We start from the raw sequence: 23,239 nt of genomic DNA on the forward strand, positions 1-23,239 counted from the left end.
CCTTGCGATTAAAATTATCAAAATTGATTTGGCAACGACATCATTGTTATTTCTTAAAAAAGAACGCAAAAGTTGTCCACTTATGCATCACTACTTTAGCGTGTAATTTTATAATCGCAATTGTTTTTTTCATCATCATGGTAAAACTTCTTGTCATACGACATAATTTCACCTGCAAAATTCCCCCACAATATACCTTTTAGCCTATGAAATATTTGAAAAAACTTTCTGTTCACTTTTCATGGCAAAACAGCAAAAAAAATAAAATGATCAGACAAAAAACATTGCTGCTTTTTTGATGACCGATTCCGTTTCCTTTTAAATTTAGAGAATCTATCATGCTTTCAGCTTTACATTACAACTAATAAGCCTTACATTACAACTAATAAGTGTAAATAGAAAATATAAAATATCCCAACTGAATGAAAACTGAATAAAAGAGAAGCATCTAAGTTGTAAATGCGCAAAAAGAAACATCAAAAAACGACAAGAGTGATTGAAGCAAGCGCAACAAACGTGTTAAAGAAAGAACAGCATTATGGGGTTGTCGCAAAAAGCTTTTTACCAGTATCGCACTGAGAAAGAAAATGATCATGGATAGCAAGATTGTTCAACAGAATGAGATTCTTCAGGATGATATTCTCATTGAAAAACACGGAAGGGGTAAATTTGAAGGTTTTCGTTTTTATGCCAACAAAAACGATACCGATCAAACAGCTGAGGAGCAATACTCAATAGAGAATGAAAATTTGATTCTTGCGTTTTCCAAACGTGCGATACGTTTTTGTGCTTGCGCAAATGGCGATTTTACCCTTAGTTCTGATGGCATTGTGCGCTGGATTGGTCAGCCTGTAGGGCAACTTGTTGCCACAGAAGATTTTTTCAAACCCAAATTGATTGTTTTAGCAGACTCACAACTTTCGGGAGAATCCCGCGATAACGTCGTGAAACGATTAGAGCGCTTTGTAACCTTTCATTTTGAAACGGCTTTAAAGCCTCTATTTGATTTACGCAATGCTGATGATTTAACAGATTCAACCAACAGTCTTGCCTTACAACTGGTTAGCTCTTTAGGCGTTATACCCCGCCGCGAAATTTTAGACCTTGTCAAAAACCTTGCGCAAGAATCACGTGCTGTTCTTCGACGTCTAGGTGTGCGTTTTGGTGCTTTTCATATCTATGTTGCAGGAATGCTTAAACCCGCTCCGGTTCAAGCCATTACCCTTTTGTGGAATCTTCAAAATGCAGGACAAGACCAAACGGGATGGGCTGAAATTTTTACAGCGTTATCTGCGGGGCGAACCTCTTTGAGTGTTGATCCTACCTATAACCGCCAATTTTATCAATTAGCCGGTTACCGAATCTTAGGACAACGTGCCGTACGAATTGATATTTTAGAACGTCTAGCCAATCTCATCCGCCTCGCCCTTCATTGGAAACAAGGAAATGATCCCAAACCCGATGGTGCTTATGACGGTAAAAGTTTTTTTGTAACCCCAGCCATGATGTCCATTCTTGGGGCCAATGGAAACGATATGGAAGAAATCCTCAAGGGACTTGGCTACCAATCATACAGTATAAGCAATACCGTTTTTGAACAAAATCTTCTTGCACACAAAGCTTCTTCCTCTATCAATGAGACAACACAGGATGTTCCAGCAGCAGAATGCGTTGGCAGTCTATGGCAAACAATCAGTGCTTCAGGAACAACCCAAGAAGAACAAAATACCTCATCTCTGAATACTTTACCTTCAGCCTCTTGTATTGAAAAACACGCCCATAACACCAATCATTTACCATCAGCTGAACCTGTTGGAAATTTTGCCAAAGCCACTTCCCCTACAGCAGAAGATAAAGTCATTTTATTATGGCACTATAGGCATCAACTTCACCGCCATATACAAAAAAAACGTGATAAATCTGGACATAAGTGGAAAAATAAACCGAAGAGTGCTGTACAAAAAGAGGGCAATGCGAATGGAAATTTCCCTCAAGAAGCACCATCACAAACAAAGCGTTCTCATAAGTTCCATAAATCCCAAGACAAACGTGCAAATGCAAACTATAAACCTTTTCAAAAAGAAAAGCGTCTTAACCCTGATTCACCTTTTGCGAAATTAGCTGTGCTACGCGATCAACTCTCCAATCACAAAAACACGCACACACTTTCCTCTAAAGAGCATTAAAGTAACAAATGGAGTTTGATCTTGACCCACGTAGTAACCGACAACTGCATTCACTGCAAATATACGGATTGCGTTGAAGTTTGTCCTGTCGATTGTTTTTATGAAGGTGAAAATATGTTGGTCATTCATCCTGATGAATGCATCGATTGTGGTGTTTGTGTGCCAGAGTGTCCAGCAGAAGCCATTGTACCTGATACAGAACCAGGACTAGAAAAGTGGTTAGAACTTAATCTTCATTATGCAAACAAATGGCCTAATTTAACCACAAAAAAAGACCCTCTCCCTCAAGCAAAAGAAATGGATGGTGTTCCAAACAAACTAGAAAAGTATTTTTCAGAAAATCCAGGAAGTGGAGAAGAGTAATGATACAGTGTACAACTTCCTTCTTCAATAATTGAAAGAGTTCTTTTGTAAAAATAAAAAATCCTTAAGCGAAATGATTGATTCTTTTGAAGTTTGATGTTAGTGTTATTCTAACATGATCATCTTTCTAAGTATTTTTCTTTGCTTTTTTTAGTAAAGCAATGTATTTTTTTTGGATTTAAAAGTACTCGGCTTTTATGCTCACTTAATTGGTACAATATACTTGGTTAAAGAAAACTCACCCTCAGGTTTATAACCTGTTTTCCGATGCATTTGTTGATCATAAGGGAGTAAACTAAAATATGGCATCCCAACATGGAACGTCCTCCAAGACTAAAGAATTTGCAACCTCTGAATATATTGTCTATCCCACGCATGGCGTGGGACAAATTATAGCAATTGAAGATCAAGAAGTTGCAGGACATAAATTAAAACTTTTTGTCATCCATTTTGCGAAAGATAAAATGGATGTCAAAGTCCCCATTGCAAAAGCCCTTTCCGTTGGAATGCGTAAATTATCTGCTGGTGATTCCGTTGAACGTGCTTTAAAAGTTTTACGCGGAAAAGCACGCGTTAAACGAACCATGTGGTCACGCCGTGCTCAAGAATATGATGCTAAAATCAACTCAGGAGATCTTATTTGTATCGCTGAAGTGGTCCGTGATCTTTTTCGCTCTAACCTACAGCCCGAACAATCCTACTCTGAGCGTCAACTTTATACCGCTGCTCTGGAAAGAATGGCTCGCGAAATTGCGGTTATTAATAGTCTTTCTGAAACAGAAGCTATCAATCTCATAGAGATGCATCTCTCCAACAAGCCAAAACGCGAATTTAAAACTGAGAGAGAAGAGACAGTTGAAAACAGCAAAACTGTCTACGCTGCATAATACACTCTTTCATAACAACAAGATATTTTGATAAAACCAGCAAAAAGCTGGTTTTATTTTTTTATCATCCTCTGCAGGCTCAAGGACAGAGTTTTTAACCAGCACCAATAAATAATCTAGCTTTTCAACAAATTCCATCTGCCACCACTTCATGCGCTTTACTTCATAAATAGCTCATTACTTAATTGTCATAATAGGTCATTCTTTATATTCAATCATAAGTCTAAATACAGGAAGATTCTCTTACATCAAATCATTAAAATGACTTCCTTATACGTCACATTCAATTCAATATATTGATTTATAAAGATAGTTTATCGTTTTTCCATATTGAATGAAAACCTCGAATATCGTAAGATTCTCTCATTTCCAACCTATTCTACGTTGAATCAATCAAAGGCGCTTGCTTATCTCTTACAAACGGGGACATAGGAATAAAGCTTTACCAAAAAGGCATACCTCTTATGAACCGCTTCAAGAACCAAGGGTTGTTGAAACATTGAGAGCTAGCAGAATGTATGACGGTGCTCGCTTGCTCTTTCAGGAATCCTAAAGATAGAGTAAATCAATTTTATCTCATTTCATGGGGCGTTATGGTTATACCATTCACGAAGCGCCATCGCGAAATGAGCTGAAAAACACGTTGAGAGAGATTCCTTTAAAAAAAACGCGTTGGATGTACAACACAAGTATATTTCGTTTGAAGCGTTTTATTTTACATGATGGTTATGATCCCATAAAAGAGTGATAAAATAGAATACAGCTCTTTAAAAATATTTTTAAGAAAAATGATTCCATAACTGAACAAACTTATATCGATACCCAAGCTCTTGACAAAACCATTATAAAAGACACTGCGCACAAGCAATCCTTTATCGCCTTTCAAGAAAACAAGAAAAACATCCTCCACAATAGAATCATTGTTCTACAGCAAAATCTTATTACCCTCTATTCAAGGAAAAGCAGCCCCCATGCATACACCGATGAACCAAAAGAAACTTACTATCGCAGAAAAAAAATAAAAACAATAAAGTCTTAACCACGAGAATGGAACATCCACGATACATTCCCGCTTTCAAATCAAGGAAATGAGGACGACACAAGGATACCTTAACCGCCACCTTAGAGCAAAAACACACGCTCTTGAGCGTGCATTCACCGATGAATCAAAAAAACTTACCAGCGCAGAAAAAAAATAAAAACACTAAAGTCTTAACCTCAAGAACGGAACGTCCACGATACATTCCCGTTTTCAAATCAATGGCATGAGGGCGACACAAGGATACCTCAACCGCCAGCTTAAAGCGAAAATGCACACTCTTGAGCGTGCATTTACCGATGAATCAAAGAAACTTACCAGCGCAGAAGAAAAATAAAAATACTAAAGTCTTAACCTCGAGAACGGAACGTCCACGATACATTCTCGCTTTCAAATCAATGGCATGAGGGCGACACAAGGATACCTCAACCGCCAGCTTAAAGCGAAAATGCACACTCTTGAGCGTGCATTCACCGATGAATCAAAGAAACTTACCAGCGCAGAAGAAAAATAAAAACACTCAGTCCTTAACCACGAGAACGGAACGTCCACGATACATTCCCGTTTTCAAATCAATGTGATGAGGACGACGCAATTCACCAGAATTTTTATCTTCGATATAAGTTGGCGCCTTCAGAGCATCAGCCGAACGGCGCATGCCCCTCTTCGCTGGAGAGGTTTTTCGTTTAGGTACAGCCATAAAAAGACACTCCAAATCCATTAAAACAGAAAAAGCAATGCCAAAAATGACAATGCTTCATTTAAAAACACCATAAAATTTTGAGGCACTATACACTGATAAAGAAGAAGAGGCAATGTCAAAATGATCCTCCTCTTTGCAAAAATAACCATCCTTTTATCAAAAATGGTGTCACAATACCCAAGTGCATATCAAAAGCACCGCAAAGTTTGTAAATTTTATACAGCAATGAAAACATTTTCATAAGACGAGTATTTAATTTTTTTATTTGGCTTTAAAAGGGATTTACGCATACAGTAGACAGACGCATAATGGGGAGGAATTGATTTTTAATAGAAACCTACACAAATTGACGAAAACAAGAAAAAGCGACAGCATCTCTCTTTGAACTTCATAATTTCATTTTTATAAAACAAAGGAAGCAAGAATGCACGAATTTACCACCCTTCTTGCCAAACATAGCCACACCGTTGAAAGTCGACTGAACATACTGTTAAGTGATCAAATCCAAAATGGTGAAATTTCACGCCCTGAAAACTTAATCAAAGCCATGCGCTATGGGGTGCTAAACGGTGGAAAACGTCTGCGTCCTTTTCTTGTGATTCAAAGTGCGGCGCTTTTTGATATCCCTGTAGAACATTCTCTTGATGTTGCATGTGCCTTAGAATGTGTTCACTGTTATTCGCTCATTCACGATGATCTTCCGGCCATGGATAACGATACACTCCGACGCGGGAAACCCACCGTCCACGTAGAATTTGATGAAGCAACAGCAATTCTAGCAGGCAATGCCCTCTTGACATTTGCCTTTGAAATCATTGCTCATAAAGCGAATGCACTCTCTCCAGATATGAGAATAAAATTGATTACAGCTCTTGCACAATCAGCTGGGCTTGGTGGTATGCTAGGGGGACAAATGTTGGATCTTGAAGCTGAAAAAAGACCGCAAGAGAGTACTGACATCATCACACTACAACGCATGAAAACAGCCGCCTTAATAAGCTTTGCTTGCCAAGCAGGCGCCATCATTGGCAATGCCTCCAAAGAACTATCGACAAAATTGGCTGCTTTTGGGAGCTATCTTGGTTTAGCCTTTCAATTAACCGATGATCTTCTTGATGTCACCGCAAACACGCAAACCCTAGGCAAAACCGCTGGGAAAGATGAAACGGCACAAAAAGCAACTTTTGTTCGTCTTTATGGCATTGAAGAAACCCAAAAAAAGCGAGATGCGCTCATCACAAAAGCAGAAGCCCTCTTACACCCTTTTGACGCCAAAGCACTCCCGCTCCAACAAGCTGCCCGCTTTAGTGCAACACGCAAAAATTAACTTCATCTGCCCGATTACACTCCGCCCTATTGTACCTATCGTACACCATCCTTTTTGTTAAGTGTACAATAAATTTTTCAAAAAACCTTACCATTAATCCACATTATACTATTGGTTTCATCATTAAATGCCGCTCATTAAATGCCACCATTAAACGGATGTGAAAAACCTTAAAAGGGCTTCATTAAAACAAGCGCATGAATTTATAAAACATGTGCACTCTGGACATTCTATTTTGCATGAAGAATGCCTAAAGAACAAAAGAAAAAACTTAAAAAAATACGCATTCAACGCATTGATTTATAATATTTTAATTTGAATCATAACAATGCTGAATATCGTAAGATCTTCTCATCACATAGCCTCTCATATTGAATCCATGAGAATCACTTACCTGTCGACACAAGCGAGAGCAGCCTTTGGATAAAAGCTGTACAAGAAAGGGTAAAATACCTCTTATAAACCTTCTTAAGTGCCAAGGACTGTCGCAAAATCATTGGGAAGTGAGGATGGTGCCGATTTGCGCTTTTGAAAAACAGAACCACTTTTACAAAAGTATATAATAGCTATAGTTTAATAAGCATCACTATAATTCTTCAATTTGTTACGCTCTTTATCGTATTTATTCAATTCATTGCATAAAAAAATTAAACAGAGCATAATTCTTACAACAAAAAGGGAAGTCTTTATTATTCTATATAATAAAGCAATTTGTGCCCTCTCCCCACATTTCAAAGAGCAAGGCTTCCCACCAGTACCAATTTATAAATAATCTAGATTCTTAAAGCAGAAGCTTACGGCTGTTTTATGGTTTACTGATAAAAGGCTCAACAAACAAGACTGAAGAATATTCATCACGCACTTAATATTGCATGTAAAATTTAAATCTCTTCACATCACCACGCCTTAAACGACAGTATTTTACGGATAATTAAAGGATTTTTTTCAAGCTAAGAATAAATTTCTTCCTTTAAGTGAAATTTTTTCATAAAGATGAAGAGCATCAATATAACCAAACCCAAACCCGTTTCCAAAGCTGGAAAATATGGCCATCATGTAAAAATATGCAATAAGACTAAGAAAATATTGTGATAACCAATTATATCATAACCATCGAATATCTTTCATTGGCTCACTCAATGTTCTTTAGAAATTCCTCTTGGGTTGCATCATGTCATATATCGTGTGGAGCTCTATGCAAAAACGCGCTATTTGTTTCGTGTTTTCATCATTATCGGTTCTCATATTCGACACGAGATCAATAATTTGTGCTTTGGAACTCATGCCATTTCCACTTGAAGAATTAAGAAATTTTTTCGTATAATCAATCATGGGATCCTTAGAGTTCATAGACATATTATAAGCCCAGATAAAATCGCTTTCTCTCCAATTATAGTCATTCAGCAAACTGCTTATGACATTAAGTAACATGTCTGCTGATATCCCTTCATTATAATCACCGCGCAATAAATTAACAAAGAGTTATCAATGTTATAAGAGGCGTTATGGATAACGATTTCATCGCTTTAACCTTTTAATAACCATATTTTTTGGGCTACACTGCGTCCTATCAAATACATCAATCTGTATGGTTGTTTTGTGGCTTATATGGAGCAAATTGTACGCAACACTATGCCACGCACTTGGTTTTATTTCCTCTCACAAAGAAGGGATATCATTCAAAGTCTCCATAAATAGGTTTATTATCTAAGAATATTTTATGACATCAGACAATACAGAGCTATCGCTGCAACCAAAGATAAAATATCCAGAATGAAATATGGGATTATCTGACAACATATTTTAAAAGGAAATAGAACCCACTAACGATACCAACAACAAAATCGATCATCAGGGCATTCATCTGGAGCTATGAACTTTCACCACTGAATAAGCACAATTTAGCGAGATATTGGCCGGCAAATAACAAGTGAGAATAAAAATATTTTATATACGACCCCATTGACTGAATGGGTACCTCCACCATTCCTTGAACAAGAGCATAATCCAGCATAATCATTTTCTTGGCTCCTTTCCAATCTTGTTAGAAACTCTTGGCACAATGTTCATAAGAAGAAACTTCTTTTTTAAATGATTTTTACACCATTCCTCTTTGTCCATTCCTCTTTGTAAAGTGCAAAAGGCATGATTTTTATTGATTGAACAAACATAGATTTGCAATAAAAAGAACGGACCATATTTAGCTTTCTCATTCAACATGCAAAACAATAATGGAACTCAAACAAAAGCTTAACGCGCTATAACACCCCATAAAACTCGTATAATAATAAGTTACTATTTTCACTGAACTTTTTTGAGATTTTCATCTCAAAAAAATACTGCCAACAAGTAAATCAATAAATAAACAGCAAAAATATAAACGAGCGAGAAAAAGCCAAATATATTAACCATAGATGCACTCATGTAAAAAAATACCAATAAGCTCAATCTTCCAACGGTTGACAAGAAAGACTCGTATGTAGCCCTAAAACGATCGCTAATACAATCATGGAGGATAACTTCCACACGAAGATAGGTGTACTTAATGAGATAAAAAATCATACAGACTAAAATGACAGCAATTTCTTTTCTTGATTCAAAAAAAGCGACTGTAAAAATCATGGAAACTGAAAGAAACAACAATAAAACAAAATTTATCGTCTCGCTTAGTTTGGTAAAGAGAACACTAGCCAGAAGCTGAGAGAGCAATATCAGTGAAAATGTCACCCCAAGATCAAAATAAGTGACATGAATATGATAATCTTTAAAGATCCACTGCCAATATTGCGAAAATATATTGAAAAAAATCAATGAAAAATAAAAGCATAAAGAGATATAAGGAACTTTAACAAAAATAGAGACCATCTCTTTAGCTTCACAAATGAGAGAATTTTTCTGAAGAGAATTTCCATGACTTGGTTTTCTCTGTCCTTTAAGGTCATCAAGAAAAAACAAACCAAAGAGTGTTGTCATCAACATTAAAAATGCCGCGATATACCATATATATTGGCTTGAATAATCAGCAAAATAGGCACCGATCAAACTAAAGATAAACATGCCAATATAATTATATTGAGAACTCGATCCCAGCACCTTTTTAGTCGATGTCAATTTTGCTTTTGCATATTGCACAAGTAAAGCGTTATAAGCCCCCGCAATCAATGTCAACGACACTGCATTAAAAGCTTCTGCCAAAAGAAAACCATAAAAGCTTGTAGAAACGCCCATAAGAAAGAGCCATATAGCTGCAAAAGCCGCTGCCAAAACAATCGATATTTTATAACTTTTTCGATCAGCAAAATATCCCAGAGGAATGTCGGTCACCATCATAATAAAAGCCTGAAATGACTTAATGATCCCAATATCAATAAGCGTTAAGCCTTTTTCCAGCATATAAAAGACAATAAAGGCACCTGTTAAAATTCTTATACCATTAAATAAAAAGCCAAAGGCTAATATACTTGTCATGCATTCCCCCAATAGCGCCAAAAAAGGCACCCGTATACATCATTTTAGATCGATATAAAAGCTTACATTTTATGACAAATAGGGCAATAACCGCTATAAGGATCTTCAGTCCTATCAATTTTATAGCTGGAAAAATGCCCGAAAATGACGGAAAAATGAGTAAATAATGTTCTTTCTATAATTGGATATTTTCAAAATCCATTAAATATTTCATTGCTTCAAGAACCGCCAAAGAACCAGCAACAACATTTACGGATCGATTCAAAGTATTCGTCTCATTTTTCTTGAGATTTTTAACAAACTCAAACGCATCGATATCGGTCACAGGCTTCTGATTCACACACGCATAACATCTGGTTTTACTTGAGATAATAAGCAGTCCAATAGCTTTCACCGTATCCACAGCAGCGTATCACAACAACACATTGATTGATATAAAAAGTATTCATTGTTTTGCATGTCGAATGAGCATCCTGAATATTGTAAGATTCTTTCATCATATACCCTCTCATAGGTGTATCAATTTAAATCACTGATTTACCTTTCACAAGCGCAGAGGTGGCATATGAGTCAAAACTTTACAAGCAAAGATTAAAATGCCTCTTATAAGCTATCTCAAGTATTAAGAACTATATAAGAGCAGCCCTCCCCCCAAGTGCGTGATACAAAGTGCGTGATACAGCCCCAGCTTGTGCTCTTTTATTAAACTTAAAAGATGGAGGTATTCTATAAGTTTGATAAACTTCATAAAAATTTTATCCTTATAGCATTCATCAAGGCTATCGTGAAATGGCGACCTTATTTTTTTAAAATAACGCGCCTCTCTTCACCTCAACCTTGTATCATTGTTTAACCCTGTCCAAAGCGTGTATGAATATAATCACTCAAAAGCTCTTCGAATTCTTCAGCAATGTGATCACCACGCAAGGTTTTTACTTTTTTTCCTTCGATAAAAACAGGTGCCGCTGGACTTTCACCCACGCCAGGCAATGAAATTCCAATATCAGCATGTTTTGATTCCCCGGGTCCATTGACGATACATCCCATCACAGCGACCTTTAAACTTTCAACCCCAGGATATTTTTCACGCCAAACGGGCATATTTTTGTGTAAATCCGCTTCAATTTTTTGTGCCAATTGCTGAAACACTGTCGAGGTCGTGCGACCACATCCAGGACAAGCAGCAACAACAGGCAAAAATTGTCGAAACCCCATAACTTGCAAAAGTTCTTGCCCTACTTTTACTTCTCGTGTTCGATCCCCACCAGGTTCAGGGGTTAATGAAATGCGTATCGTATCACCAATTCCTTGCTGTAATAAAATACCCAAAGCCACTGACGAGGCGACAACCCCCTTTGTTCCCATCCCAGCTTCCGTTAATCCCAAATGAAGAGCATAATCACAACGCTCTGCCAAGGCAATATAGACAGCAATAAGATCTTGAACATCACTCACTTTAGCAGAAAGAATAATTTTATCACGCCCCAAACCTAACTCTTCTGCTAAAGCAGCCGAAAGCAAAGCTGACTGCACAACAGTTTCTCGCATCACTTCAGCCACAGATAAAGGATTTTCTTTCTGTGCATTTTCATTCATAAGCTGTGTTAACAACGCGTTATCAAGCGACCCCCAATTCACGCCAATGCGAATAGGTTTATGGTGCTGACAAGCAATCTCAATAATTTCTGCAAACTGACGATCTTTTTTTGCACCAAACCCTACATTTCCAGGATTGATGCGATATTTTGCAAGTGCCTCAGCACACGCCGGATGCTCTGATAAAAGCTTATGGCCAATATAATGAAAATCCCCAACCAATGGAACAAAAAGTCCTAATCTTTCCAATCGCTCGCGTATTTTTGGTACAGCTGCCGCCGCTTCATCACGGTCAACAGTAATCCGAACCAATTGTGAACCTGCTTGCCAAAGAGCAGCCACTTGAGAAACAGTTGCATCAACATCAGCAGTATCTGTATTCGTCATTGACTGTACAACGATCGGGTTCTGCCCCCCAACCATCACATCACCAACAGCAACACCAACAGAGCGACGACGCTCAAGAGGTTTCGACAAAGAATAGGTCGTGCTCATCAAGTCCTCAAATTTTTAAAACCTGCACTATCAATCATCATTTACATCGACCTCCTCCGCGCCTCAAAAGACGAAAACGACACCCTCCATAAATCTTAACAGATTGCTTTAAGTTTCACCTGTTACTCCCTGATGCAATTCAGCTCATAAGAGAGATTCATTTTACAGATACCTCGGATAAGTCCTAACAGTCCTGTTCACCTTCACACTTTTACACTTGGTTGCTTCAAAAAGAAACTGAAATCAGACAGAGATAAAACTCTATTTTTAAGTTGCATACCTATACCTTACATCAAAGTCATCGAAGAAGAATATTTTACAACACAATAGATAACGCTTATGAAAGTACAATTTTAAAAAATGTAAAAAAGCGCACGAAATATATCATCAAATTAAGACAACATATTGATTTATAATCATTTATTTTACAAATTTGACGAGAAGCCGAAACATCGTAAGCTTCTCTCATTTCAGATCTGTTCATCATCAATCAAAACCATCCCCCTTCCAGATCACCAGCAACCATGGAGATAAAAATGAAAAAAGTGAAAATTCTTGGAAGAACTGTCTCCAAAAGCGATCACAACACTTTGAAATAAGCATAAGAACTTTGAAACAAGCACAAGAAAATGAAACGACCAACTTGATACCTTTATGAAATAAAGATGAGGATACGCAACGCGCTTGATAGCCTTTACAAGGGATTATTCTTTGCAGGAGATTTTACCCTATATCCTTCACATCCCTCATCATGAAATGAACACGAACTCGCTAAGAAAATTCTTATTAAACCCAAACGCTTAATTTTCCCCCCATCCCCAAGCAGCATAATCAATGCAACTTTTCAAATTTTAAGCCGTTATAGCAAAACCCCAAACATAATTCTAACGATCATGCAACAATTTAATAGATGAAGGAGTCTACAGATGTATCTGTTTTCAACCAACGCCAAAAATGCTAAAATCAAAAAACGTATTGCACAATTAAAAAGAGAGCTCGTCCCCGTAAATCACTGGAGTTCTCAAAATAATAGCTTTGAAAACATTTCTGAACTATTGAACACGTGGAAACAAAAGGGTCGTCACGCACTTTACCATCTCAACGAACATGCAACAGAATTAAAGAAAAAAGCGAAAGAAAACCCTAAAAAAACCCTCGCACTAGCTGCTGGAGTTATTTTGGCAAGCTTCTTGCTGATCCGCAAAAATTACTAATACCAATAACTTCCCACTTTTAATGCCCGACTCAAAGCGGGCATTTTTTTCATCACTGATAAAGCACAATACTTATACGTTCTTCCCCTTAACTGTACGTCTTCTAATCTCGTCAAAGGATAAATTTTCTACCTCATCAGTCTATCATCCAGCTTTTCATTAGCACAACACCCTCTTTCCACGCATGGCGCGCCCCACACCAACACACCTCAAAGAAGACTGTTGCGAGGAACGATAGCAAAACCTCATCAATCCCCCTTCTATTGAAGTTATGTCAAAAAAATGAAAGTGATTAAAAAGGCATGCGCTTTAATGTTCTTTAGAACATTATTTTACATCATGATAAATGAGAATTTTAACAGCTTTAAGAGATGTATCATAACAAACCAAACGAAATCTTCTAAAGTGAACGCCCACTTGCTATAAGAAAATGGTATAAAAATTAAACTCAAAAAACCCAAAATTTTACCCTCCAGAATCGACCCGCTGCGAAGTATCCACATACGTAACCACAGACATCCCAGGAATGAGCTTTTCAACCCCTTCCTGACCAGGATCTAAAGCAATACGTACCGAAATACGTTGCGCAATTTTAATAAAATTACCAATCGTTGTATCCGTTTTTAATAATGAAAACTCTGAGCCTGTTGCTGGAGCAAAACGAACCACACGCCCTGTTAATTTTTTATTGTTCAATGCATCAACAGAAAAAACAACCGGTTGTCCCACACGCATCTGAGAAAGTTGCGTTTCTTTATAATTAGCAATAATCCAAATATCATCAGAAATCACGGAAACCAATTGCGTTCCCGGCATAACATATTGCCCTACTCTAGCGCCAACCAATCCGATATAGCCTGTTCGAGGCGATAAAATCTTTGTATGATCGAGATTAAGTTTTGCCAACTCAACACTCACCTTTGCTCCTGCAACTTCTGACTGTAAACTTTGCCGTTCAAGATTTAATTGTTTTTGCAATTGTCGTTTTGTTTCCAGTGCCGCCAAGAGTTGTGAAATAGGACGCGAAACAGAACTTGCTGCATCACTAAAGCCTAACTTTTTACTATTAGGAACCACATTAGAGAATGCTCGTGAACGCGCTAATTCTGCTTCTGCAGCATTAACTTCTCCCTGTAAAATCTGAGCTTGCAATTCAATACTAGCTAATTTTGCATTTTTTGAATCGAGAACAGCCTGTGCTCGTGCAAGCTGCTGACGCAAAAGAGAATCATCAAGCTCAAAGAGCAGCATTCCCTTTTCAACGCGTTGATAATCTTGCACATAAATCCGTGCGATTACCCCAGAGATCTGCGAACTCACCAGAGTAACATTGCCCTTAATGGAAGCGTTATCCGTCATCTGAATGTTACTCACAAAAGGAGGAAGTCTCCAAGCCCACAAAATCAGTAAAACACCCATAATACCCGACAGGAATGCAATAATCGTAGCTTTTGACCGTAACGCTTTTATCATTTTTTGCACCCCTCTTCTATGGCATCACTTTTTTTCTAATGCACGCATAGAGCATGACTTAACAACCATTGTGACAAGAAAAACAACGAATACAGCCATTGAAATATAAAAATAAAGCCGAAAAACGTCATCATAGGCAAAAATATTTGCTGTTAATTTAAATTTCTCTATCAACAGAGAAGTGCCCTGCTCACTCCCAAAGCTATGGGGAACAAAAGCACCATAAGAAGGCGAAAATAAAGTATTCATCTCACCAGAAATAAGCGGATCAGTCACAACAATATTTTGTGTTAAGGACTCAAAGTTTTTATGGGCAAAATAAAACTGTAGGCTTCCAAAAAAAGCTGATCCCATCAATCCCCCAGTGACTTGCGTTAGCAAAAAAACAGCAATAAAACTCAAAACATAACGCGGCCCTCGCTCACCAGCGATCACAAACCCTTTGAAAAGAGCAGGAGGCAAAAAAAGTGCATAACTAAAACTCACCAACCCTTGGCTCAACATCATATCTTTAGGCAACGTTAAATGATTGACACGACTATCTAAATAAGCACCAAGTGCCAAACACCCCAAAGATAACAAATAAAAATAATCCTCACGCCCCGCCCGTAAAAAAAAGACACAAACAGCCCCCCCTAACAGAATCCCCAATATCACCGCAAAATACATGGGCGCCATCTCACGATTAAGCAAACCAAAAAGATTAAAAAACCCTACGGGTAAACTTGACCTCTCTAACAAGAAAACGTGAAAGATAAATAAAATAAAAACAGATTGGACCATCTCTTTACTGAAAATCCAACGCAGATCAATCAACGGTTTTTCTCTATTAAGCTCAATCATAATAGCAATAGCCAAAGAGAAAATAGCAAGCGCGAGCCCCCAACCAATCCATGACGCTTCATACCACCAATATAATATGCCAACAGACATAATCACGGCATTGAGCCCAAGACCAAGAGCAATCAAACCATAGCTTATCCAATCTAACTTTTGAATAACCTTACTGCGAACCACGGGTGTAAGAGGCAAAGTATAGATACAGACCAAACTGATAAGCACCAATCCCATTTCCAACGCTGAAAGACTGGAAAACCCACCATTTTCTAGCAAATCAGGAGAAATCAAACGAGATAAAGGTGCTGCTAAAGCCGCATTCATATAATTCAAACTAAGACCAACAGTAAACTTCTTTGCTGGAGCAAAAGCCTCCATCATATAAAGCAACGCAAGCGAGGCCAAAGGGGCGGCCGCAATCCCAGCAAAAAAACGAATAATCAACGCAGAACGCAAATCGGTCACAAAGAGTTGCAACGCACAAACCAAAACGAAGCCAAGGATTGACAGTTCAGCAAAAGCACGTAATCCAAATTGATAGCGGATCTTAATCAACATAATCGCCACACTTACATTTGGCGCCATATAGGCTGCGACCAACCATGTCGTCTCAGCTAAAGTTGCATGAAAATCTCCGGTCAGATGGACGATATTAGACTGAACAATATTAGCCCCTAAGCCATAAGCCCATTGCAAAATAAGAGAAGCAAAAATATAAACAAAACATTTCGGCAAAGGTCCCGCAAAAACACGACCAGGACGAGGAAAAGGTTTTCCGCCCCTCTTGGCAGACACAACCGTACTTTTTTTTCCGCTCATGTCACCTTTTCCTGTATACCCCTGCTACGCTTCTATCAACGAAGAACCATCAGCTGACAATTGCTGGAAAAAAGCCTCGATTTTGGGATTGTCCTCATCACTCGTTCCCCCCTTTAAGGTTGCTTGAACCTGCAAAATCTGCTGTTCTAATACATCAAAAGAAAGATGCTCAACAGCGACAACATTCTCTACCAATAAAGAGCAGCCCGAAAAGGTAATATTTGCAACACCACCGCAAACAGCAAATAACTTTTCTTCCGCAGAAGTGCGAACACGAACACTCCCCAACACAACGCTCGCCACCAAGGGAGCATGATGTGCCATAACGGTCAAAGAACCTGAAGCTGAAGGAAGAACAACAGACACAACCTGCTCTGAAAACACAATCTTTTCAGGCGACACAAGCTCAAACAAAAAATGCTCTTCTCTATTGTTTTCCACAAAAGTCTCCACAACACCTGATAGAAGGACTCGCCGCCTTCCTTAACACCTTATCTTTTCCAACAACTTGCCCTTTTTAATGACAAATATTCATGACAGATTTCTCTTTAACAAGAAACTTCCAATTAAGAAGCCTCTGCCATGAGACGCTTTCCTTTTTCAACGGCTTCATCAATCGACCCAACCATATAAAAAGCTGCTTCTGGCAAATCATCATAATCACCAGCACAAAGTCCCTTAAAGCCTTTGATTGTATCTTCCAAAGGAACGAGTTTACCTGGTGAACCCGTAAAGGCTTCCGCTACATGGAAAGGTTGCGAAAGGAAACGTTCAATTTTACGCGCCCGTCCCACCAATAATTTATCATCTTCAGAAAGTTCATCCATCCCAAGAATAGCAATAATATCCTGAAGCGCTCTATAACGTTGTAAAATGGTTTGCACTTGACAAGCGACCGTATAGTGTTCTTCCCCCACGATCAATGGATCCAACATACGTGAGAAAGAATCAAGCGGATCAACCGCCGGATAAATTCCCTTTTCAGCAATAGAGCGCGAAAGAACGGTTGTTGCATCCAAATGGGCAAAAGACGTTGCCGGCGCCGGATCCGTCAAGTCATCGGCAGGAACATAAATTGCCTGAACGGAAGTAATAGAACCTATTTTTGTACTGGTAATACGTTCTTGCAAAGCCCCCATATCCGTTGCCAAAGTAGGCTGATACCCCACAGCAGAAGGAATACGTCCTAAAAGAGCAGACACCTCAGCCCCTGCTTGTGTGAAACGGAAAATATTATCCACAAAGAAGAGAACATCTTGTCCTTCATCACGGAAGCTTTCTGCAATGGTCAATCCTGAAAGAGCGACACGCGCACGAGCCCCGGGTGGTTCATTCATTTGCCCGTAAACAAGCGCACATTTTGACCCTTTTGTTGAACCATTATTCTCTTTTGGATTCACATTCACGCGGCTTTCGATCATTTCGTAATAAAGATCATTTCCCTCACGTGTCCGTTCTCCCACACCAGCAAAGACGGAATAGCCCCCATGTGCCTTTGCAATATTGTTGATAAGCTCCATAATAAGCACGGTTTTACCAACACCAGCTCCACCAAACAGGCCAATTTTACCCCCTTTAGAATAAGGAGCTAACAAGTCCACGACCTTAATACCTGTGACAAGAATCTCTGAAACGGTTGATTGTTCAACATATTCAGGCGCCTCTTGGTGAATAGAACGCGTTTTGGTTGAAGCGATTGGTCCCACATTATCCACCGGCTCTCCAATCACATTCATAATACGTCCCAATGTTTCTTCTCCTACAGGAACACTAATTTGTGCGCCTGTATCCACGACCTTTTGTCCCCGCATGAGACCATCGGTCGTATCCATCGCAATTGTACGCACAGTATTTTCACCCAAATGCTGCGCAACTTCTAACACCAAGCGATTGCCTAAATTTTCTGTCTCCAAAGCATTGAGAATATTTGGCAATGCCCCTTCAAATTGCACATCAACGACAGCACCGATAACCTGCTTGATCTCACCAACAGCGCCTTTTGCACGCTCTTCTTTTTTCACCGGCATCTCTTTAGCTGCACTCCGCGCAGACGCAGAAGAAGTCTTTACATCCACTTGAGATTTTGAAGCGTCTTTTTTCACACCGGAACGAGCAGCTGGTTTCTTTTTTTCACTCTTTTCTGCTCCTTTACTTGAGGTTACTGCTTTTGCCATCAATCTTTACCTTTTCCATTTAAAGCGCTTCAGCGCCCGCAATAATTTCGATCAATTCTGTCGTAATTTGTGCTTGACGTTGACGATTATAAGCCACCGTCAATTTATTAATCATTTCACCCGCATTGCGTGATGCATTGTCCATAGCTGTCATCTTTGCCCCCATTTCACCCGCAACATTTTCAAGTAAAGCCCGAAAGATTTGCACTGAAAGATTGCGTGGCACAAGGGCCTCTAAAAGAGAAGCAGCATCAGGTTCGTACTCATAAACAATTGTCTCATGAACAACCGGCTGTGAACTTTTGCTTGTCTCTTTCGGCTCCACAACATCTGTTTCCTCAACAATTGCTTTTGGAGCCCCCATTGGGATCAAGCCAAAAGCTGTTGGACGCTGATTAATTACGGAAACAAATTCAGAGTAAAACAACGTACAAACATCGAAAGCGCCTTCATTGAACAAATCAACAATACGTTGACTAATCATCATCGCCTCTGCAAAACCAATTCGTTTTACAGCATGTAAATCAATGTGATCAATGATTAAGCTTTTGTAATCACGTGATAAAATATCTGCACCTTTTTTGCCCACAGTGATAATTTTTACAATTTTACCAGCGGCCAACAGCGCTTTAATCTGCTCACGGGCACGACGAGCAATTTGCACATTAAAAGCCCCACATAGACCGCGCTCAGCAGTACACACCACCAAGAGATGCACATCATCGCGCCCCGTACCACGCATAAGAGCCGGAGCATCAATACCATCCACATCAGCAGCAACACTGGTTAAAATATCAGCCATCCTCTTCGCGTAAGGGCGCGCCGATTGCGCTGCCTCTTGCGCACGATGCAACCTTGCTGCCGCAACCATCTGCATAGCTTTGGTAATTTTCTGTGTTGCTTTAACCGAAGCGATACGGTCTCTAAGATCCTTTAATGAGGCCATTCAAGCATTCCATCAATTCATCACGAAAAATTTTTCGCATAAGTGTTAAGGACAGTGATCAACTTATCTTTCAGTTCATCTGTTATCTGCTTTTGCTCAGCAATTGCTTTTAAGAGATCTTGATAATCACTCCGCAAAAGCACTAAAAGCCCCTGCTCAAACCGCGCGACATCAGAAACTGCTAGAGAATCAAGATAGCCATTTACACCCGCGAAAATAACCACCACCTGTTCTTCCGTTTTGAGTGGAGAAAATTGTGGCTGCTTCAAAAGTTCTGTCAATCGAGCTCCCCGATTTAACAGACGCTGGGTCGATGCATCCAAATCAGAACCAAACTGGGCAAAAGCTGCCATTTCGCGATATTGTGCCAATTCACCTTTAATCGAGCCGGCAACCTGTTTCATTGCCTTAATTTGTGCTGCCGAACCAACACGCGATACGGAAAGTCCCACATTTACAGCAGGACGAATCCCCTGATAAAACAAATTGGTTTCTAGGAAAATTTGCCCATCTGTAATCGAAATCACATTTGTAGGAATATAAGCCGAAACATCATTTGCTTGCGTTTCAATGACTGGCAAAGCTGTTAAAGATCCTGATCCATTTTCTGCATTAAGCTTTGCCGCCCGTTCTAAAAGACGCGAATGCAAATAGAAAACATCTCCCGGATAAGCTTCACGCCCGGGTGGACGACGTAACAAAAGAGACATTTGACGATAAGCCACCGCTTGTTTTGACAAGTCATCATAACCGATCAAAGCATGTTGCCCATTATCACGAAAATATTCACCCATAGCACATCCAGCAAGCGGAGCGATAAATTGCAGCGGTGCCGGATCAGAAGCGGTCGCGGCAACAATAATAGAATATTCCAGAGCTCCACGTTCTTCCAAAACTTTAACGAATTGTGCCACCGTTGAACGTTTTTGACCGATCGCCACATAAATACAATAAACTTTATCTTGCTCTCGTTCAGCTCCTTTTTCATGAAAAGGTTTCTGGTTTAAAAATGTATCGAGCAAAATCGCGGTTTTTCCTGTTTGGCGATCACCAATCACCAATTCACGCTGTCCTCGTCCAATCGGGATGAGCGCATCAATAGCTTTTAATCCAGTCGACATTGGCTCATGCACAGACTGACGCGGAATAATCGCGGGCGCCTTAACATCAACACGACGACGCTCTGTTTCCTTAAGAGGTCCCTTACCATCTATAGGGTTTCCAAGTGCATCGACCACACGTCCAAGCAAAGCGGGTCCCACAGGGACATCCACAATAGCTCCCAATCGCTTTACACAATCCCCTTCACGAATATCGCGATCTGAGCCAAAAATGACCACACCGACATTATCGACTTCCAAATTGAGCGCCATACCGCGCACACCATTTGGAAAAGCAACCATTTCCCCAGCTTGAACATTATCCAAACCATAAACGCGAGCGATACCATCCCCCACAGAGAGGACCCAACCAATTTCTGAAACCTCAGCTTTTTGGTCAAAGTTTTTGATTTGCTCTTTTAGAATTTTTGAAATTTCAGATGGTCTAATATCCATCAGCTGACCTCTTTTTTCAATGCAAGCTTAAGTGAAGACAATTTTGTTAAAAGAGACGTATCAATTTGAAACGCCCCGACACGAATGATTAATCCACCAAGAATTGTTGGATCCACAATAATATGTAGCAAAACTTTTCCCCCAATGACACCTTCCAAAGTCTCACACAACTCTTGTTTTTGTTGAGAACTTAAGGGGCGAGCAGAAACAATTTGTGCAGTAACTTGCCTTCGAGCGCGTGCAACACAACGCTGAAAAGCATGGAGAATACCAAATACAGCATTAAGCCTATGATTTGCTGCGATAACGCGTAAAAAATTACCAACAATCTGCCCTGCTTCTTTATCAGTAAATTTGATGTTTTCACAAACAGATTGTATCACCTTAATTTGCTCTTTGACTGAAAAGAACGGACTGAGCACGAAGCGTTTTAAATCTTCATTTTGCTCTAAGACAAACAAAAAATCTTCCACTGCCTTTTCAATCTTTTCAACGTTTCCTGCTTCTTGAACGCAATTAAAAAACGCTTGCGCATAACGTTGATCTACCAACGGCAGCGGTATGAGAGAAAATGAATCCGACACGAAATACCGCCTCTTTTCCTTGAGCGACTCTCTGATAGTTATCAGATTATAATGAAACAGACATTCCCAATTTTAAGAATCTTCTTCTTAAAACCTAGAACGAAAACCATTCGGTTTCTAGCATAGACATAGCCGACTCGCAACACCACAAATCGCTGCTTTTTAAAAATTTTAAATAAAATATTCAAAATATTTTTGAAAAAGATTTTTTTAATCGGCGTGATAGCGTCACGATTTTTTTTATGCTTCTTTTTAACATTCTCTGAAAAAAATTCTCTCTCAATGTTTCTTTAAAAGTTCTTTGCCGTTAGAAAAGCTTTAGTAAGAAACGAGAAGCGAGAAGCGACTGCGACTGCGACTGCGACTGCGACTGCGACTGCGACTGCGACTGCGACTGCGACTGCGACTGCGACTGCGACTGCGACTGCGACTGCGACTGCGACTGCGACTGCGACTGAAAAATCTGTTATTTCAAATAGATAATCAAGAAGTGATAATGGATATCCCCTTAAAATTAAGAAAAATTATCCTTTTGCTTTAAATACCCACTCTTTTTAAAATATTTCAATAAGTATATTGTCCAAATATATTGTTTTGTGAAAACACTTTTAAGCATAAAATGCATTGATTTATAAGGATAATGCATCACTTTTTATTTCATATGCCCCCCAACATCGTGAGATTCTCTCATTTAAAATCCTTTTATCAAAATCGTTCTCTTGCTTCATCATAAGTAAAAGAAGAAAGATAAAACGATTACAGCAAAACACTTCCTATAAACAAACACACTCAAGTATCAAGAGCTTATAGAATCTCAATAATGGTGCTAACTTATACCTTTATAAAAGTATTTATATTATTCACGAACAACATCATAAACTGAATTCAAGAATTCTGAGAAATATCTGCTCAAACAAGCCTATGAAGGTAACTATAATGACATTCTGTTTTGGGTATATTCTATTTTGAACGTTCTGCTTTGTATGGGAAATCTCCCCCCATTAAAGAACGCAAGTAACACAAAGTGTAAGGATTTCTTCACTTCGCGACAGCGCCCATGAATGCGATAATAGCCCCCTCATTAAGCCCACATCTTTACGTTTGATCAAAAGCCAACCAGCACCCTCACGCACGACCTCAATGTTACAACAGCCCTTGACACTTGAAATAGTTCATAAGAGCCATGTCTTTTTTATACAATTTCACGCGATAAGAATTTCCTCATCTGGAACAGATAAAAAGTGAAAACTCTTAATAAATCAATATCTTGTCCTAATAATGGAAATGCCTCTGCGGGTCTCATAACCGAGATATTTTTTTTCCCGTAGCGCCGCTTGACGGAGTGCCCGCGCATAATGCTCTGCTCCTTGATGCTACTTAGAAGACACAATCAAAGAGGCAAGACACCAATAGGGAGGGAAATGATAATGCTGACCGTACTGCAATCGCACATATGTAAAAATCTTCTGGTTGGCATGAAAGGAAAGCTTTTATGACTGGATGATCGGGTTGATAAGCTTGCAATAACCCTAAGCTTTCCAATCCTACCCGCTCTGCTCTTCCAGTCACTTG

The 23,239-nt window shown here is 39.2% G+C and carries 17 protein-coding genes; 5 read left to right on the forward strand and 12 right to left on the reverse strand.

From position 1 onward, the window contains the following. The first annotated feature begins 593 nt into the window (after nucleotides 1–593). The 3 genes from B5V81_RS06395 to B5V81_RS06405 all read left to right on the forward strand — a co-directional run bounded on the left by B5V81_RS06395 (nucleotide 594) and on the right by B5V81_RS06405 (nucleotide 3,436). Nucleotides 594–2,186, forward strand: a complete 1,593-nt coding sequence (locus B5V81_RS06395) for a hypothetical protein (protein WP_212112724.1) — start codon at nucleotides 594–596, stop codon at nucleotides 2,184–2,186. Between the two features lie 21 nt (nucleotides 2,187–2,207). Next, the gene (gene fdxA / locus B5V81_RS06400; protein ID WP_012232471.1) at nucleotides 2,208–2,549 is read left to right on the forward strand and encodes a ferredoxin FdxA; all 342 of its coding nucleotides are present in this window, start codon (nucleotides 2,208–2,210) and stop codon (nucleotides 2,547–2,549) included. A 302-nt stretch (nucleotides 2,550–2,851) separates the two neighbouring features. Further along, complete coding sequence (locus B5V81_RS06405; RefSeq protein ID WP_212112725.1) at nucleotides 2,852–3,436, forward strand: CarD family transcriptional regulator; 585 nt, start codon at nucleotides 2,852–2,854, stop codon at nucleotides 3,434–3,436. A 9-nt stretch (nucleotides 3,437–3,445) separates the two neighbouring features. Here the strand turns inward: B5V81_RS06405 and B5V81_RS09045 are convergent, their stop codons facing one another. Together B5V81_RS09045 and rpmF are read right to left on the reverse strand one after the other, a co-directional pair. Next, the gene (locus B5V81_RS09045; RefSeq protein ID WP_280528004.1) at nucleotides 3,446–3,574 is read right to left on the reverse strand and encodes a hypothetical protein; all 129 of its coding nucleotides are present in this window, start codon (nucleotides 3,572–3,574) and stop codon (nucleotides 3,446–3,448) included. Nucleotides 3,575–4,995: 1,421 nt separating this feature from the next. Next, on the reverse strand, nucleotides 4,996–5,175 hold the full coding sequence (gene rpmF / locus B5V81_RS06415; RefSeq protein ID WP_005774555.1) for a 50S ribosomal protein L32: 180 nt from the start codon (nucleotides 5,173–5,175) through the stop codon (nucleotides 4,996–4,998). A 427-nt stretch (nucleotides 5,176–5,602) separates the two neighbouring features. Here rpmF and B5V81_RS06420 point away from each other — a divergent pair, with 427 nt between their 5' ends. Next, nucleotides 5,603–6,505 carry a polyprenyl synthetase family protein gene (locus B5V81_RS06420; protein WP_212112726.1) on the forward strand — a complete coding sequence of 301 codons (903 nt, stop codon included), beginning with the start codon at nucleotides 5,603–5,605 and terminating at the stop codon, nucleotides 6,503–6,505. Between the two features lie 2,328 nt (nucleotides 6,506–8,833). On the opposite strand, the gene B5V81_RS06425 is transcribed toward B5V81_RS06420, so the two are convergent. The 3 genes from B5V81_RS06425 to ispG all read right to left on the reverse strand — a co-directional run bounded on the left by B5V81_RS06425 (nucleotide 8,834) and on the right by ispG (nucleotide 12,064). Further along, complete coding sequence (locus tag B5V81_RS06425) at nucleotides 8,834–9,973, reverse strand: MFS transporter (RefSeq protein ID WP_212112727.1); 1,140 nt, start codon at nucleotides 9,971–9,973, stop codon at nucleotides 8,834–8,836. Between the two features lie 175 nt (nucleotides 9,974–10,148). Beyond that, complete coding sequence (locus B5V81_RS06430) at nucleotides 10,149–10,298, reverse strand: hypothetical protein (protein WP_212112728.1); 150 nt, start codon at nucleotides 10,296–10,298, stop codon at nucleotides 10,149–10,151. A gap of 524 nt (nucleotides 10,299–10,822) precedes the next feature. Beyond that, nucleotides 10,823–12,064, reverse strand: a complete 1,242-nt coding sequence (gene ispG / locus B5V81_RS06435) for a flavodoxin-dependent (E)-4-hydroxy-3-methylbut-2-enyl-diphosphate synthase (RefSeq protein ID WP_212112729.1) — start codon at nucleotides 12,062–12,064, stop codon at nucleotides 10,823–10,825. Between the two features lie 926 nt (nucleotides 12,065–12,990). Here ispG and B5V81_RS06440 point away from each other — a divergent pair. Continuing rightward, the gene (locus B5V81_RS06440) at nucleotides 12,991–13,278 is read left to right on the forward strand and encodes a hypothetical protein (protein WP_212112730.1); all 288 of its coding nucleotides are present in this window, start codon (nucleotides 12,991–12,993) and stop codon (nucleotides 13,276–13,278) included. Nucleotides 13,279–13,743: 465 nt separating this feature from the next. Here the strand turns inward: B5V81_RS06440 and B5V81_RS06445 are convergent, their stop codons facing one another. The 7 genes from B5V81_RS06445 to atpH all read right to left on the reverse strand — a co-directional run bounded on the left by B5V81_RS06445 (nucleotide 13,744) and on the right by atpH (nucleotide 21,667). Further along, a complete protein-coding gene (locus B5V81_RS06445; protein ID WP_212112731.1) occupies nucleotides 13,744–14,751 on the reverse strand; it encodes an HlyD family secretion protein in 1,008 nt (335 codons plus the stop codon). Nucleotides 14,752–14,775: 24 nt separating this feature from the next. Continuing rightward, the gene (locus B5V81_RS06450; RefSeq protein ID WP_212112732.1) at nucleotides 14,776–16,407 is read right to left on the reverse strand and encodes an MFS transporter; all 1,632 of its coding nucleotides are present in this window, start codon (nucleotides 16,405–16,407) and stop codon (nucleotides 14,776–14,778) included. Between the two features lie 24 nt (nucleotides 16,408–16,431). Further along, nucleotides 16,432–16,848: an ATP synthase F1 subunit epsilon gene (atpC, locus tag B5V81_RS06455; RefSeq protein WP_212112733.1), complete on the reverse strand. Its 417-nt coding sequence runs from the start codon at nucleotides 16,846–16,848 to the stop codon at nucleotides 16,432–16,434. A 125-nt stretch (nucleotides 16,849–16,973) separates the two neighbouring features. Beyond that, entirely contained in the window at nucleotides 16,974–18,581 is a 1,608-nt protein-coding gene (gene atpD, locus B5V81_RS06460) for a F0F1 ATP synthase subunit beta (RefSeq protein ID WP_212112734.1), read from the reverse strand. A gap of 19 nt (nucleotides 18,582–18,600) precedes the next feature. Continuing rightward, a complete protein-coding gene (locus tag B5V81_RS06465) occupies nucleotides 18,601–19,527 on the reverse strand; it encodes a F0F1 ATP synthase subunit gamma (protein WP_212112735.1) in 927 nt (308 codons plus the stop codon). 20 nt (nucleotides 19,528–19,547) lie between these two features. Next, nucleotides 19,548–21,083 (reverse strand): F0F1 ATP synthase subunit alpha, encoded by a 1,536-nt coding sequence (gene atpA / locus B5V81_RS06470; protein ID WP_212112736.1) that lies wholly within the window; start codon nucleotides 21,081–21,083, stop codon nucleotides 19,548–19,550. Further along, on the reverse strand, nucleotides 21,083–21,667 hold the full coding sequence (atpH, locus tag B5V81_RS06475) for an ATP synthase F1 subunit delta (protein ID WP_212112737.1): 585 nt from the start codon (nucleotides 21,665–21,667) through the stop codon (nucleotides 21,083–21,085). The genes atpA and atpH overlap by 1 nt, the downstream gene beginning before the upstream one ends. Nucleotides 21,668–23,239 lie beyond the last annotated feature (1,572 nt).

The sequence above is a fragment of the Bartonella queenslandensis genome, from assembly GCF_018155095.1.
Lineage (GTDB): Bacteria > Pseudomonadota > Alphaproteobacteria > Rhizobiales > Rhizobiaceae > Bartonella > Bartonella queenslandensis_B.